14 protein-coding genes are annotated in these 14,816 nt (G+C 41.8%); 2 read left to right on the top strand and 12 right to left on the bottom strand.

The genetic code is table 11. The features are described 5' to 3' along the window. Positions 1–98: 98 nt before the first annotated feature. The 10 genes from JMY08_RS11405 to JMY08_RS11360 all read right to left on the bottom strand — a co-directional run bounded on the left by JMY08_RS11405 (position 99) and on the right by JMY08_RS11360 (position 10,186). Positions 99–1,289: a cupin-like domain-containing protein gene (locus tag JMY08_RS11405; RefSeq protein WP_201593432.1), complete on the bottom strand. Its 1,191-nt coding sequence runs from the start codon at positions 1,287–1,289 to the stop codon at positions 99–101. Positions 1,290–1,663: 374 nt separating this feature from the next. After that, complete coding sequence (locus JMY08_RS11400) at positions 1,664–2,596, bottom strand: electron transfer flavoprotein subunit alpha/FixB family protein (protein WP_010196802.1); 933 nt, start codon at positions 2,594–2,596, stop codon at positions 1,664–1,666. A 132-nt stretch (positions 2,597–2,728) separates the two neighbouring features. Further along, positions 2,729–3,478 (bottom strand): electron transfer flavoprotein subunit beta/FixA family protein, encoded by a 750-nt coding sequence (locus tag JMY08_RS11395; RefSeq protein WP_010196801.1) that lies wholly within the window; start codon positions 3,476–3,478, stop codon positions 2,729–2,731. 451 nt (positions 3,479–3,929) lie between these two features. After that, on the bottom strand, positions 3,930–4,490 hold the full coding sequence (locus JMY08_RS11390) for a DUF421 domain-containing protein (protein WP_201593431.1): 561 nt from the start codon (positions 4,488–4,490) through the stop codon (positions 3,930–3,932). Between the two features lie 263 nt (positions 4,491–4,753). Next, on the bottom strand, positions 4,754–4,966 hold the full coding sequence (locus tag JMY08_RS11385; protein ID WP_010196799.1) for a cold-shock protein: 213 nt from the start codon (positions 4,964–4,966) through the stop codon (positions 4,754–4,756). A gap of 355 nt (positions 4,967–5,321) precedes the next feature. Next, positions 5,322–5,747, bottom strand: coding sequence for a hypothetical protein (locus tag JMY08_RS11380; RefSeq protein ID WP_010196781.1), 426 nt, complete (start codon positions 5,745–5,747; stop codon positions 5,322–5,324). Positions 5,748–6,006: 259 nt separating this feature from the next. Further along, positions 6,007–7,023, bottom strand: a complete 1,017-nt coding sequence (ilvC, locus tag JMY08_RS11375; RefSeq protein ID WP_010196778.1) for a ketol-acid reductoisomerase — start codon at positions 7,021–7,023, stop codon at positions 6,007–6,009. 168 nt (positions 7,024–7,191) lie between these two features. Continuing rightward, a complete protein-coding gene (gene ilvN / locus JMY08_RS11370) occupies positions 7,192–7,689 on the bottom strand; it encodes an acetolactate synthase small subunit (RefSeq protein ID WP_010196775.1) in 498 nt (165 codons plus the stop codon). After that, complete coding sequence (locus JMY08_RS11365) at positions 7,689–9,521, bottom strand: acetolactate synthase 3 large subunit (protein WP_201593430.1); 1,833 nt, start codon at positions 9,519–9,521, stop codon at positions 7,689–7,691. Before JMY08_RS11365 ends, ilvN begins: the two co-directional genes overlap by 1 nt. 527 nt (positions 9,522–10,048) lie before the next feature. Then, positions 10,049–10,186 carry a hypothetical protein gene (locus JMY08_RS11360; RefSeq protein WP_201593428.1) on the bottom strand — a complete coding sequence of 46 codons (138 nt, stop codon included), beginning with the start codon at positions 10,184–10,186 and terminating at the stop codon, positions 10,049–10,051. A gap of 193 nt (positions 10,187–10,379) precedes the next feature. Here JMY08_RS11360 and JMY08_RS11355 point away from each other — a divergent pair, with 193 nt between their 5' ends. Then, the gene (locus JMY08_RS11355) at positions 10,380–10,883 is read left to right on the top strand and encodes a DUF4124 domain-containing protein (protein WP_010196759.1); all 504 of its coding nucleotides are present in this window, start codon (positions 10,380–10,382) and stop codon (positions 10,881–10,883) included. A gap of 29 nt (positions 10,884–10,912) precedes the next feature. Here the strand turns inward: JMY08_RS11355 and JMY08_RS11350 are convergent, their stop codons facing one another. Beyond that, positions 10,913–12,715, bottom strand: a complete 1,803-nt coding sequence (locus tag JMY08_RS11350; protein ID WP_201593426.1) for an NAD(P)H-hydrate dehydratase — start codon at positions 12,713–12,715, stop codon at positions 10,913–10,915. A 191-nt stretch (positions 12,716–12,906) separates the two neighbouring features. On the opposite strand from JMY08_RS11350, the gene queG reads away from it, so the two are divergent. Further along, on the top strand, positions 12,907–14,145 hold the full coding sequence (queG, locus tag JMY08_RS11345; RefSeq protein WP_201593424.1) for a tRNA epoxyqueuosine(34) reductase QueG: 1,239 nt from the start codon (positions 12,907–12,909) through the stop codon (positions 14,143–14,145). Positions 14,146–14,247: 102 nt separating this feature from the next. Here queG and lysM read toward each other — a convergent pair whose 3' ends face one another. Beyond that, on the bottom strand, positions 14,248–14,757 hold the full coding sequence (lysM, locus tag JMY08_RS11340; protein ID WP_010196747.1) for a peptidoglycan-binding protein LysM: 510 nt from the start codon (positions 14,755–14,757) through the stop codon (positions 14,248–14,250). Positions 14,758–14,816: the final 59 nt, after the last annotated feature.

Raw genomic sequence — 14,816 nt, 5'->3', positions numbered from 1 at the left:
GTAGTACAGATAAAAGATTGATAAAAAAAAGACTGAATAAATATGTTTATTCAGTCTTTTTTTTATTTAGATCTTATTCACTCAACTCTACATACACATCAGTTTTGTGCTTCCATAAAGCTTGCAGAATAGTTATTCGGTGCATTAAAGTTAGTAAAACTAATACTAATAGATTTTTCCAGTCCATTCACACAATGCCACCACCCGATAGGAATGAATAATGCGTCGCCAGCTTCAATAGTGATTTCAACTGGGGTCACATGCCGCATCAAAGGATGTTTCTTCAGATCGAAAGTAGGAAAATCCACTTCACTATATACGTGCAAATCATTGTATAACCAAGGTACTTGCCATGCTGGAATCAATGTTACTTTCTTAGCACCATATACTTGAACCAGCATATTATTGGTCAAATCGTGGTGTAGCGGCGTAAATGTTCCTTTGGGTCCCATCCAAAAATACGTACTAAAGGCCGCATCATTGTCCAAAAGCTGTCGATAACCTTTACCAAAATCACCAATGTCATCAAGTGCCGGTTTAATGGTTTCAACGTTTTGTTGCGTGTTATTAGCAGTCATATAATAGTTGTTACTTTCACCGTCATTTTCTATCATATTGACAAATTCAGACATCAGCATTGATTTACGATACTTATCAGAATGACGTTCAAAAAGCGCATCATTCTCGCGGTTGAACTGCACCTGAATTTCTGCATCTCCCAACGTATCTGCAAAATACTGCGGGCTCCATTTTTTTAGTGCTGGCCAATGATCAATGCCTTTTTTTAGTACCACAGGCTTATGTTTACTATAGTAATCTTTAATAAACACCTCAAACGGTGGCGTATCGATCACATCAATTTGCTTGTTATAACCAGGATCTAACTTGGCCAAGTCATCGCAGGTGCTAAGCAGCCATTCTCGTTTTTTTAGGAGCTTAGCGGCTTTAACGCCTGCCTGTAGGTAAGGACTTTTAGAAGCCGTTTCTATTTCTAGTAATATCTCCGCATGACTAAACCCTTGCTGCGTCAATACGTTCGCAATACTGTTTTTACTCGTGCCTTCAAGCAAATTGGTAGCGACCCATTCTTTCCAGTTATTTGGTAGCCTACGAATAGGTTGTTTACTGTCGTTTGCTGCTACCTTCAAATCATCACTCAGTGCGACTTTTATTTGAGCATCTGAAAAGCGATTATCCTTTAGTGTTTGAACGATTGTCTCTGCTCGAACACCGCGCATCATATTCGTTGTTACCCAATCATTCCATTCCTGAGGTAAGCGTTCTGACATGTTTAATCCTGCCTCCATTAGTATCTCCTAATCCCTTAACGTACTAATTAATTGGTCTATCATTTAGTCATCTGTAGTCAGATCAATCTAAAAAAATACAAATCAAATGATAGTATCAGTATAGTAGCTGACATTTATCGATTTGACTAGCGTGTGCCCTCATTTTGATAGGTCTTATAAAATCGAGATAAACTCTAAGGCGTATTATCACTTTGAGAATAATAATAAAAATAAGCTAAATTACAGCGATATAAAAAGTGGCATAGAAAATATCAGCATCTAAAATATCCCATAAAAAAGCCCCCGATTCATTGAATCGGAGGCTTTACGATTTATCATAGATTAAGCGATATCAGATGCTTAATCGTTCAAGCTTACACCTTGCTGGTTAGCTCAGGCAATGCTTCAAACAAATCAGCTTCTAAGAAGTAATCCGCAACGCTAGCGATAGGCGCTTCTGGGTCATTGTTGATAGCAACGATGACTTTAGAGTCTTTCATACCAGCTAGATGCTGAATAGCACCTGAGATACCAGCAGCGATATATAGATCCGGTGCAACGATTTTACCCGTTTGACCGACCTGCATATCGTTTGGTACATAGCCTGCATCAACAGCAGCACGTGATGCACCAACCGCTGCGCCTAATTTGTCGGCTAATGGCTCGATGTACTTAGTGAAGTTCTCACCATTGGCCAATGCACGACCACCAGAGACAACAATACCAGCTGAGGTCAATTCAGGACGGTCAGATTTCGCCATCTCTTCGTTAACAAAGCTTGATTTACCTGTTTCTTGTACGTTATCGATTGCTTCAACTGTGGCTGAACCACCTTCGCTCGCGACTGGATCAAATGCGGTCGTACGTACAGTCAATACCACTTTATCTTCTGATGTTTTAACAGTCGCTGTTGCGTTGCCTGCATAGATAGGACGCTCAAAAGTTTGCGCATCTACGACAGCAGAGATTTCTGACAACATGCTCACATCAAGTAATGCCGCAACACGTGGCATGAAGTTTTTGCCAGTCGTCGTAGCAGGTGCAATGATATGGCTGTAATCACCAGCAATATCAGCAACCAATAGCGCTATGTTACCAGCCAATTGATGCTCATAAGCCGCATTGTCGGCCAGTAGTACTTTAGCCACGCCTTCAGCTTTTGCTGCTTCATCAGCCACTGCTTGCGCGCCGCTACCGGCGACCAATACATGGACATCACTACCCATTTGTTTAGCAGCAGCGATAGTGTTTAAAGTTGCCTTTTTTAGACTGGCATTGTCGTGTTCTGCATATACCAAAATTGCCATTGTTTTTATCCTTTATTTGTTCGTATCATCTATTCATGTGGTCATCTGTTCATAAAATTATTCGTACGCTTAGCTTTAAAATACACGAGCAGCGTCATGATAATTTTACGCAGAATACGCTATAACAAAGTACTAGATTACTTTTGCTTCGTTTCTTAGCTTATCGACCAATTCATCAACTGACTTCACTGTAATACCAGCTTTACGTTCAGCAGGTGGCACAACTTTAATAATCTCTTGCTTAGAAGCCATATCAACACCAAAATCTGCTGGCGTTTTTTCATCAAGTGGCTTTTTCTTCGCTTTCATGATGTTAGGCAGTTTGGCATAACGTGGCTCATTCAAACGCAAATCAGTCGTAATCACCGCTGGCAAGTCAAGTGCAAGCGTTTGTAAACCACCATCGATTTCACGCGTGACGTTAACTTTATCGCCTTCAACTTTCACTTCTGAGGCAAACGTACCCTGACCAATGCCCATCAATGCGGCTAGCATCTGACCAGTTTGGTTGTTGTCGTCATCAATCGCTTGCTTACCTAATAGGATAATATCTGTAGATTCAGACTCAGCAATGCTTTTCAGAATCTTAGCGATTTGCAGTGGATAAGGCTTGGCATCAGTCAATACTAAAACACCACGATCAGCACCCAATGCTAGCGCTGCACGGATTTGCTCTTGTGACTCTTTTGGACCAATAGACGCAACAATGATTTCATCAATCACACCCGCTTCTTTTAGACGAACGGCTTCTTCTACTGCAATTTCATCAAAAGGGTTGATTGACATCTTAGTGTTAGATAGATCCACGCCAGAGTTATCAGCTTTTACACGAACTTTTACGTTATAATCAATGACACGCTTGACCGCTACTAATGCTTTCATACGTTCCTCGTTTATTAATGTTATGAATTAAAAAATTGTCAGTTAAGAACCAAAGGTTCATCTTTTAAACTGTCGTTCAAATCGTCGTTCAAAGTGCTACTTAAGGTCGTTACTGCCTCAACAGCAAATTAATAGTCAGAAATGCCAAAACAATACCAAAGGGTATCGGTCTACTATTCCCTACTCATCAAATCTGTTAAAGCTAAGCCAACCGTTATTATCAGACCTATCTATCTTGCGCGAGCAGCGCCTTAAGGTCAAGGCAGTGCCGTGAATAATGCGTCATAAATTTGTCACTATTCTTAAAAAAATAGTTTATAGACCTATTATTTACGGTTTCATTCTAATAAGGGGCTTAACCTTTTGCCCTTTATAGCATTATCATCGCATTACTTACTTAACGTTTTGTTATTATTTATCACCTCAATGCTTTTTATGCCCTTAAAACAATTTATAAAGTGCTTTTATCAGGCTTAATCAACAAATCACTATCACGAATATCATCAAACAACGACCAATCGGGAATGGTGTTATCATTTTTAATGACACTCATGTCCCCTGTGGTTTCCATAATAACTGCAAAGACTTCGCTCTTGGATTTGAGCCCATTTTTGCGTAGTACTTCTTGCACATCACTGGTACTCAAATTCGCTTCTTTTAGGTTATCCAAAAAATATTCACCATGCGCCATTAATATGATGGCCTGATTATCAATCAAGGATTTCAAGGGTTTGACTTTACGTCTGATAGCTGAGATAACCCCTTGAATCATAAATAGCACAGCAACGGCGAATAAGCCTTGTAACAAAGACGGGCTATCGGACAACACTGTTGAGGCCAGTATGCTACCAATACCAACTGTCATGGCAAAATCATGGCTCGAGAGCTTAGAAAAACTTCGTAGCCCCATCAATCGCGTAAATAACATGAGTCCTAAATAAAACCCAAGCGCTGATAATGAAATACCCAATACTTGCTGCCATTCAATTGAAAACCATGTATGCCACTTCATAAAACACCCTCTTTCCTGCATTTTTATTACGTAAATACGTTACATTATCTGGAATCATCGACCGTTCAAACCGCTAGTATTTAACGACAGTTATTTTCAATGTGAAATAAATGGCACAAAAAAAGCAACCTGATGAGAGGTTGCTTTTCTTTAAAGTCTAAACAGTATTTTTATTGTTTTAACAAACAAAGAAATCTATACATCTTATTAAAATTAACATTGCTGAGAATACTGTTAACAGTGATACTCAACAGCCGTTAAAATTAGATGGCTTCGATTTGCTCAGCTTGTGGGCCTTTTTTGCCATCACCTAAGATGAAAGATACTTTTTGGCCTTCAGCTAGGGTTTTGAAACCGCCACCTTGGATAGCGCTGTAGTGAGCGAATACGTCTTGTCCGCCATTGTCTTGAGCGATAAAACCAAAACCTTTAGCTTCATTAAACCACTTTACAGTGCCTTCAACTTTATCTGACATAAATTTTCCTGACTCTTTAACTGTTGGCGAGACGTGTGTCATCACCGATTAATTGATATATACCCTAGATTCTTTGCTGAATGCGACGGCTCAAACTCATAATATATCAAAGAGATAACTTATGGTTTTTGCCTAAAATCCATTGAGTACAGCTTGATTATAACAGTTTTTTTTGACTGCAACATATTAAATTACAGAGTTTTGTAAACAATATAAGAAGCCTTTGATAACCCTTTGGCATCATATTTTGATGGCTCGTTATCTCTTCTAGACCCTGTTTATTACTGTCAATTTTAATATTCTTGTTATATATATTCAATAATAAAAATTAGATTTCACCATTTTTTGCATACATTTACTGTGCTATAGGTAGCCATGGTGAGGTCAACACCAGTAAACAAAGAGCAAAAAATATCAAAGAAAACGATTGGCTATAAGCAATATATTTAGCTGGTATGACCAAATCTTTGGGTGAATCTGGGATACCTTTACGCTTTAACAATCTGGTGCCGTAAACCCAACCAAACACCGTATAAATCCCGTATGCCGCAGGTACTGCAACCGCTAACGGCGTTAGATCGATCACGTATAACATCACCACAGAGATAAAAAACCATGAAGTGTCTAGCAGCGAGCTGATTTGAAAAAACTTAGATTGTGGCAGCTTGCCATCGGTGCCTTTGAGCATCTCACCTTCGATCCAAATCAAAACAGCCACGACAGCACTAAGAGTAATATACACGAATTGCGGCGTTAGCCAGTCTGGAAAAGATATTTGCACAACATACAACCTGTAATCTATGGAAAAAATAAGAAGAGAAACAACCACCGACAACCACCGACCAACCACCGACATAGTCATGTAACTGAACCGACGCTTGCCTACATTGGGTGTGGGTTACTGGTTTTCAACCGCTATAATGAGTGAAAGGTAATATCGAACCATCACGCACTACTGATAGCAATAAAAACCCCGTGCTATCACTTGATAACACGGGGTCTGTTAAGACTTATTAAGCCTTACCATCATAAGTATTGACTTAGTTTTTGTCTTTATCAATGATTTTATTACCACCAATCCAAGGCATCATGCCGCGCAGTTTAGCACCAGTCACTTCGATTTGATGCTCAGCGTTGTTACGACGACGAGCCGTCATTGATGGATAGTTGGTTGCGCCTTCACTGATGAACATTTTTGCGTATTCGCCAGACTGGATGCGTTTTAGCGCATTACGCATAGCTTCACGTGATTGCTCATTGATGACTTCAGGACCAGTCACATATTCGCCATATTCAGCGTTATTACTGATTGAGTAGTTCATATCAGCGATACCGCCTTCATACATGAGGTCAACGATAAGCTTAAGCTCATGCAAACACTCAAAGTAAGCCATTTCTGGCGCATAGCCCGCTTCTGTTAGCGTTTCAAAACCCATTTTTACTAGCTCAACAGCACCGCCACAGAGTACGGCCTGCTCGCCAAATAGATCAGTTTCAGTTTCATCTTTGAACGTGGTTTCGATGATACCTGAACGACCACCACCAACACCAGCTGCGTAAGACAAAGCTAATTGCTTGGCTTGACCTGAGGCGTCTTGATAGATAGCGATCAAATCTGGAATACCGCCACCTTTGGTGAATTCGTTACGAACCGTGTGACCAGGTGCTTTTGGAGCAACCATGATGACATTAAGATCGCTGCGAGGAACAACTTGGTTATAATGAATCGCGAAACCATGAGCAAAAGCTAACGTAGCCCCTTCTTTGATGTTAGGCTCAATCTCATTGTTATAAAGCTCTTTTTGGAACTCATCAGGAGTCAAAATCATAACCACGTCAGCAGCTTTAACTGCATCAGCAACTTCAGCAACCTTTAGACCAGCGTTTTCCGCTTTTTTCCATGAGCTTGAGTTTGCACGTAGACCAACAGTCACATCGACGTCTGAATCTTGTAGGTTAAGTGCGTGTGCATGGCCTTGTGAACCGTAACCAATAATCGCAACTTTTTTGCCTTGGATAATCGATAGATCGCAATCTTTATCATAATAAACGTTCATAAATAGAGTCCTTTTCCTCAATCATGGCGTGCCATGGATAGTAAACGCCTATGCAGTAGCCATTATCGTGAAATGGTCACTAACATAAGCGTTATGTTAATGGTAAATAGATAGATTATAACTAAAATTGTTTTGATTAACTATTCAGTTGCTCAGCCACTAAGCGTATTAAATACTCAGTGTTTTTTCTCCACGTGCAATACCAATCACACCCGAACGTACCACTTCTAAGACACGTTCTCGACCGATAGTATCGATAAAACCATCTAGCTTAGCCGTATCACCAACGATCTGAATCGTATAGAGATTGGCATTAACGTCAACAATTTGTGCACGGAAAATATCTGCGCTGCGTTTGATCTCTTCACGTACGCTACCCGTTGCGCGAACTTTGACTAGCATTAACTCGCGCTCAACGTGAACGGTGTCTGATAGATTAAGCACTTTAACCACTTCAATCAATTTATGCAATTGCTTGGTGATCTGCTCAATTCTTTCAGGAGAAGTAATCGTCGTCACTGTCAGACGCGAAATACTCGGATCTTCCGTTGGGGCGACGTTTAAGGTTTCGATATTATAACCACGTTGTGAGAACAAGCCGACTAACCGCGACAACGAACCCGCTTCGTTTTCCATCAATACCGAAATCAGATGTTGTTGTTGCATTAGGTACGCTCCCCTTTGGTTAACCACATATCACGCATCGTCTGTCCAGCGATTTGCATTGGATACACATGCTCATTACGATCGACATAAACGTCAATAAATACCAGCTTGTCTTTCATTGCCATGGCTTCTGCAATTTGTGCTTCCATGGTGGCAGGATCGGTAATCTTGATACCGACATGACCATAACTTTCAGCTAGCTTGACAAAGTCTGGTAATGAATTCATATAGGATGACGCATGACGACCTTCATACAGCATGTCTTGCCACTGTTTTACCATACCTAACTGAGCGTTGTTTAGGTTCAAGATTTTGACTGGTAGATTATATTGCAGGCATGTCGATAGCTCTTGAATATTCATCTGAATAGAGCCTTCGCCAGTAATACAGACCACATCACGATCTGGATTAGCAAGCTTGGCTGCCATTGCATACGGTAAGCCAACACCCATCGTACCTAAACCACCCGAATTGAGCCACTGACCCGGCTCTAGATAAGTATAGTAAAGCGCGGCAAACATCTGATGCTGACCGACGTCACTGGTGATAATGGCGTTGCTGTTGGTCACTCTGTCTAGTGCTTGTACGACACTTTGTGGCTTGATGCCGTTTTCGGTACTGGTGTCATAACGCAGACCATGACGCTTACGCCATTCATTAATCTGTGACCACCAATCTAATAGGGCATGCTGCTCCAATTCTTTATCTTCACCGATAATCTCCAACATATCCGTAAGAACCGATTTTACGTCACCAACGATAGGAATGTGGGCAAGAATAGTCTTGGAGATAGAAGCTGGATCGATATCGATATGAATAATAGTCGCATTCGGGCAGAATTTTTTGACATTATTGGTGACACGGTCATCAAAACGCGCACCAACTGCCAAAATAACATCTGCATGATGCATGCTCATGTTGGCTTCATAAGTACCGTGCATACCGAGCATACCCAAGAACTGACGATCAGAGCCAGGGAATGTTCCCAAACCCATTAGCGTATTGGTCACTGGCAAGTTTAGACGATGTGCAAGTTCGGTCAGCTCTTTATGGGCTTTACTCCAAATCACGCCACCACCGGCATAGATAACAGGACGCTGCGCTGATAATAAGGTCTCAACTGCTTTTTTAATTTGGCCGCCATGCCCTTTCACTGAAGGCTGGTACGAGCGTATAAACACCTCATCTGGGTATTCGTAGGCATATTTTTCGCTAGGCGCGGTCATATCTTTTGGTACGTCAATGACGACAGGACCTGGACGACCAGACTGCGCAATAAAAAAGGCTTTTTTGACAATCATTGGAATTTCGCTAGCATGGCGTACTTGAAAGCTATGCTTCACGATAGGACGAGAGACCCCGATCATATCGGTTTCTTGGAACGCATCTTCACCGATTAGGCTGCTCGGTACCTGACCTGAAATCACGACCATCGGAACTGAGTCCATGAAGGCGGTGGCAATCGCAGTTACTGTATTGGTAGCACCAGGACCTGACGTGGCCAGCACGACACCTGTGTTACCAGTTACTCGCGAATAAGCATCTGCCATATGGCCAGCTGCTTGCTCATGACGCACTAAAATATGTTCGATGTTTTCTTGCTGAAACAACGCGTCATAAATGTGCAGCACTGCGCCGCCTGGATAGCCAAAAATATATTTGACACCCTCATCCGTCAACGATTGCACCAGCATCTCAGCACCAGATAGCATCACAGGCTGCTTGCTACCTTCAGCAAGACGTTGTTGCTTTTCTTCAAAATTTTTGGCGGCATTACCTGTTTGGGTATGTCCCGTCATATTCGGACTTTGCGTGGTTTGCGTCACTGTCATCACCTTTTTTTGCGGCGAGAATTTGCATTATTTTATAAAAGAAAACAACCACGTTTGGGCGTTATTTTAAATCTTATAAAAATGATTGCCAATCCTTGTCCATATCAAGAATGTCTGCCCACTATATTTAAGCAATCGCGTCGTACAACGCAAGATAATACTCAAACACAGCAATGTATTTGGGGTCAGTTTTGTGACAGGAGTTTATCGATATACCATGACAAGATACGAATGCATCTATAAAAGAGGCTTATTACTTATGAGCGATAGTGTTTATAAAAGAGGCGCTGCTATAGCTAAAGTCATAAAATAATTCTAATAGCCAATACTACGTCCTAAGATCATCTGATCTTATAATAGGCTAATAAAAAACATCATAACCAAATATTGTTTTGCATTTAATGCAAGCAATACAACCGCAAAAATCCACACTTAGCGTATTTCAAATAATAAGTTTATCTTAGTCATTGTAGACAGATAAGTCCGGAGACAACATATACAGTCGTTAATAATAATCGCTATGATCATCATTTTTGCCATATCATTATCACAAAGAAAATAAAACGACGTAAGCTACCGATAAGTAACCCGCAGTTCTCATTCTCAAGTGCCACGGCAATATCATAAAAGCCGCTCACTGACCAATCAACTGCTATTATATTCAATGGTTTGAGTCCTATTGTCAAGAAAAACTTCTAAAACCCACCCCTAACTATTAGTTATTAAATAATGTACATTCATAAGCATTATTTGCTAAAATCAAACGCTACTGTATTCATATTGTTATTTATCGATGTAAATACTGCCTTTAAATAAATATCTACCTTCATTTTTTACCCCCCTAAGAGGACCGCTACTATGGCATACACGTCTACCATACATACCCCTGCCAAGCTGCTCATCAGTATCAGTACTGCGTGTATGATAATGCTGTCAATGAATGCCAGTCATGCTATCCAAGTGTATAAATCGATTGGTACGCATGGTGAAGTGAAGTACAGCCAGCATGCACCGCAAGAAGGCAGAAATATTGAAGTGATCGAGTTTCGTAGCGATGGTAGACAGAATAACGCAGGTCAGCTAGCGGGTAAAACAGAGGCTAACCAAAATACACCTACTCAAAGTGCAGAAGAACAGCGCGTTGCCCAGCTAGAAGCACGTATTAAGGATCAAGAAGCGCAGGCTAATGCGCAGCGCTGCCAATCACTGCGTAATAACCTAACCAATCTAAACGTTGGCGGGCGCATCTATGAGATGGATAGTGATGGCAAACGTGAATACTTAGATGGTCGCGAAATCGAGCTTAAGCGTGAGCGCGTGCAACAAGCCATCACTCAGTATTGTAATGGCTCTACGACCTAGTTTTTATTTAATACGGCACACTACCCTATTTAATTTTTATTGGTAATCAATTGCATGACATGACGAATGGCCGCTGGCATATCTTGCGCTTGTAGCCCGCGCTGTCCAATCAGTAGCGAGCTATTATGCTGGTAATGGTCAGTATCATTCACCAAGGCGTCTCCTGCTAACGCATGCAGCAGAACCGCTTGGTGTAAGCAGCGCGCTTCGTCTTCTAGATCTTGTTGTGCCAACAACCCAGCAATCACCCCAGACAATACATCGCCCATGCCAGCGGTGGCCATGCCAGCATTACCTACGCCGCAAACATAAATATGCGCTTGCGAACCCTTCTGCTCTAATATCCTTTGCTCCAGTACCAATGAACCAGCGCCTTTTAGCACCCAATCACCGCCATAAGTTTTAGCACACTGTTTTATAGCTGCTAATCGGTCATCTTCTACTACACTAATTTTCTTATCAAGCAACCTAGCCGCTTCACCACTATGCGGCGTCAAACAAACCTGATGATCCATGCTGTGTTGTCGCAGCTGAGCGATGAATTCGTGTTTATGAGGATGCTCACGACTCTCCATCTGCAATGATGACAAATGATAAAGACCGTCGGCATCAATGACCAGTGGCTTTTTCTCTGTTATAGCAGCCTGAACATAACTGATGAATAATGCTTGTGCCTTTTTATCACGCCCCAGTCCCATGCCAATGGTAACAACGCTAGCTTCTTTAATTAATGCCTTCACCCCTTCTTTATCGTGCAAATCAATTGTCATCGCATCGGGTAATGACGTTAATAAAGCCTCATGAAAGGCATCGTGACAAGCCACGGTAATTTTGCCCGCACCTGTCGCCATGACACTACTGGCAGATAGTATGGCTGCACCGCCCATACCTTGCGAGCCATCAATGCGATTACCACCGATGACCAAGACGTGACCATAGCTGCCTTTATAACTGTTCTGTCGACGAGCATTTAAAGCGTGCGCTACAGTCACTAGAGTGGCGGCTGAGTTGCTTGACTGAGTCGGTATTAACGGTATATCAATCACGCTCCCGCTATAGTCCATGCCATCTTTAGTATGTAAGCCGAATTTACGGGCAATCAAACATAACGTCACGTCAGCTTGTATGGCAATGCGCTCAAATACTTGACCAGTAGAAGCCACTAAGCCACTCGGGATATCAACGGCAATTGCCAAAGCATCATTGGATTGCGTGACCTTGTTAAAGGCGCTAATAGCCTGCTCATAAACCCCTTCAGGTGCACGGTCCAGCCCGATACCAAATAATGCATCGATATAAATATCAGCTTGCCAGTCCGTTTCTCTTATCTCACTTTGACTGGCACTACTATCCTCAAAGCGTTGATAATTTACCTTAGCAGATAGCGCTATTTGTTGCGCTTGCTTAGCATCAGATACAAGATCGTGCTTGTCTGCTTTATTAGCAGTTTTTACTTGATTGTCTGTCTCCATATCATCAATAGTATAGCCGACTGTGATTACTTTAACCTGCCAACCTGCCTGCTGCAGGTAGTAAGCAATAAGCCAACCGTCACCGCCATTGTTCCCCTTTCCTACCCAGATACTCGCTCGTTGCTGACAAGCATTACGTCGATAGACTTTATGATCAGCTGAGGCACGAGCTTTCAGATACTTTTGTTCATAGAGCTGTTCTATATGCTGCGCCATTTGCCAAGCAGCTTGCTTCATTAATCCAAAGCTATCATAACCTTCTGCAAACCATGCTTGCTCCATAGCGTAGACTTGCTCGCTGCTATATAGGGCTATCGGTCTCGTTGTGTCTGATGAAAATACATTGGATTGAGTTTGCATACCGTTCCTCGATTATTTTTATTGGTTTTTTATCATATCAAAACTTGCTGGTTACTCGCTTGTCTAAGCTTAGCAAAAGCTCACTTTGACTTATGTATCAATATGAAATGTGAGTTTATTTGCTTTTATACTTGCGCTCTTAGCTCACTGGCTTATCATATCGGTATTCACTCTATTGCCTGCTATCACACATGAATAATCCTTCTAAAGTAAACTTATCTAACTCTTCAACTCAGCAGATATCAGCTCAGAAAACGTCTCCTGAGCCTAACCCTGCGCCCGAAAAAAAGATTACTGTGAGTAATAGCCCAACGTTTGCTACCACCGCAGAGGTAAAGCAATGGATCAAGGCTCAAGCACAGTCTTTAGGGTTTGCCGACTGTGGCTTCTTATCCGTACATCATCCTTTATTTACCCAACAAATTGAACAATTGCAACGGTGGCTGGATAAAGGCTATGAAGGCCAATTGCAGTTTATGCATAACAATCACCATCTACGTGCGCATCCTGCCCAACTGGTAGAAGGAGCAAAAACCATCATCAGCGTGCGTATGGATTACCTCACTCAGACACCAACCCCGCGTGCGGTCACTGATGATGATCATCCCAATCAGGGTATTATTGCGCGTTATGCCAGAGGCCGCGATTATCATAAGACGATGCGCAGCCGCTTAAAACAATTAGCCTTAAAGATAGAAGCGATGCTTGCCGAATGGCAGCATCTGGATATTGGGGCTGAGGCAGAATTTATTTTCAGGCCTTTTAGTGACTCTGCCCCTATCTTTGAGCGTCCTATTGCAGATGCAGCTGGACTTGGCTGGACAGGCAAGCATACGCTACTGCTAAACAAACAAGCGGGCTCGTTCTTTGTGCTGGGTGAGTTGTTTATGAGTCTTGAGTTACCGGATGATGAACCAGTAAAAGAGCACTGCGGCAGTTGCAGCGCCTGTATTGATATCTGCCCAACCCAAGCGATTGTCGCGCCCTACGAGCTCAATGCTTCTGCCTGTATTTCTTATTTAACGATTGAGCATGATGGCATCATTGATACCAAATATCGTCGCGCAATTGGCAATCGCGTCTTCGGTTGTGACGACTGTCAGCTCATTTGTCCGTGGAATCGCTACGCCAACCTTACAACCGTAGAAGACTTCACGCCACGGCATCAGCTTGATAACAGCAGTTTGCTTGAGCTGTGGCAATGGCAAGACGCAGAGTTCATGAAAAAAACTGAAGGCAGTCCGCTCAGGCGCACAGGCTATGTGAACTTTTTGCGCAATATCGCCATTGGACTTGGCAATGCTAATCCCAGTATAGAAATAGTCTCTCATCTACAATCTAAGTTAGGCTTGCATAACGACATGCTGGACGAACATATTAATTGGGCGCTTACCGAACAAACTGAAAAATTAAATATCAATAATCGGTAAACCTATTCCTTTTAGACACAAAAATGCCTCTTATTAAAGAGGCATTTTTTATTTTATTAGACATGCTAATGCTAATTAAGCTTAGAAGTTATGGATTAGAAATTACGGCTTTGGAATGCGCAATACTTGACCAGGATAAATTTTGTCTGGATCAGACAGCATAGGCTTGTTGGCTTCAAAGATTTTTGTATAATCACCAGATGAACCATAAACATCTTTAGCAATCTTAGATAGGCTGTCACCAGATTTTACGGTATACATCGTAGATTCAGGCGCGTCTTCTTCGATATCAATGTTATCAATGACTTTAGCGACGTTTTGAACATTACCAATAGCGATAATGGCTTTTTCACGGTCAGCCTGTGTTTTGGCGTTACCACTGATTTCAGCGGTATCCGTCGAACCGTTATATTTGATTTTTAGGTTACTGATATTGAGGTTCTGCTGCTGGATGCGACGCAGCAGAATGTTAGCAACCGATTGTGCTGAAGGCTCACCGCTGGCGACAGGCGTACTAGCATCTGCTTTGGTTTCTGATTTAGCATCATGCTTTTCGTCGTCACGATTAAAAATCTTATCACCGATGTCTTTTGCAAAACTAAACATACCCATATAACTGCTCCTTGAAATACTATTATTTATTATTAATCGTTATTCTTTTAATGGTAATT

Source organism: Psychrobacter sp. Pi2-51 (assembly GCF_904846665.1).
Taxonomy (GTDB): domain Bacteria; phylum Pseudomonadota; class Gammaproteobacteria; order Pseudomonadales; family Moraxellaceae; genus Psychrobacter; species Psychrobacter glaciei.
This window is presented reverse-complemented; position numbering and strand designations above follow the sequence as displayed.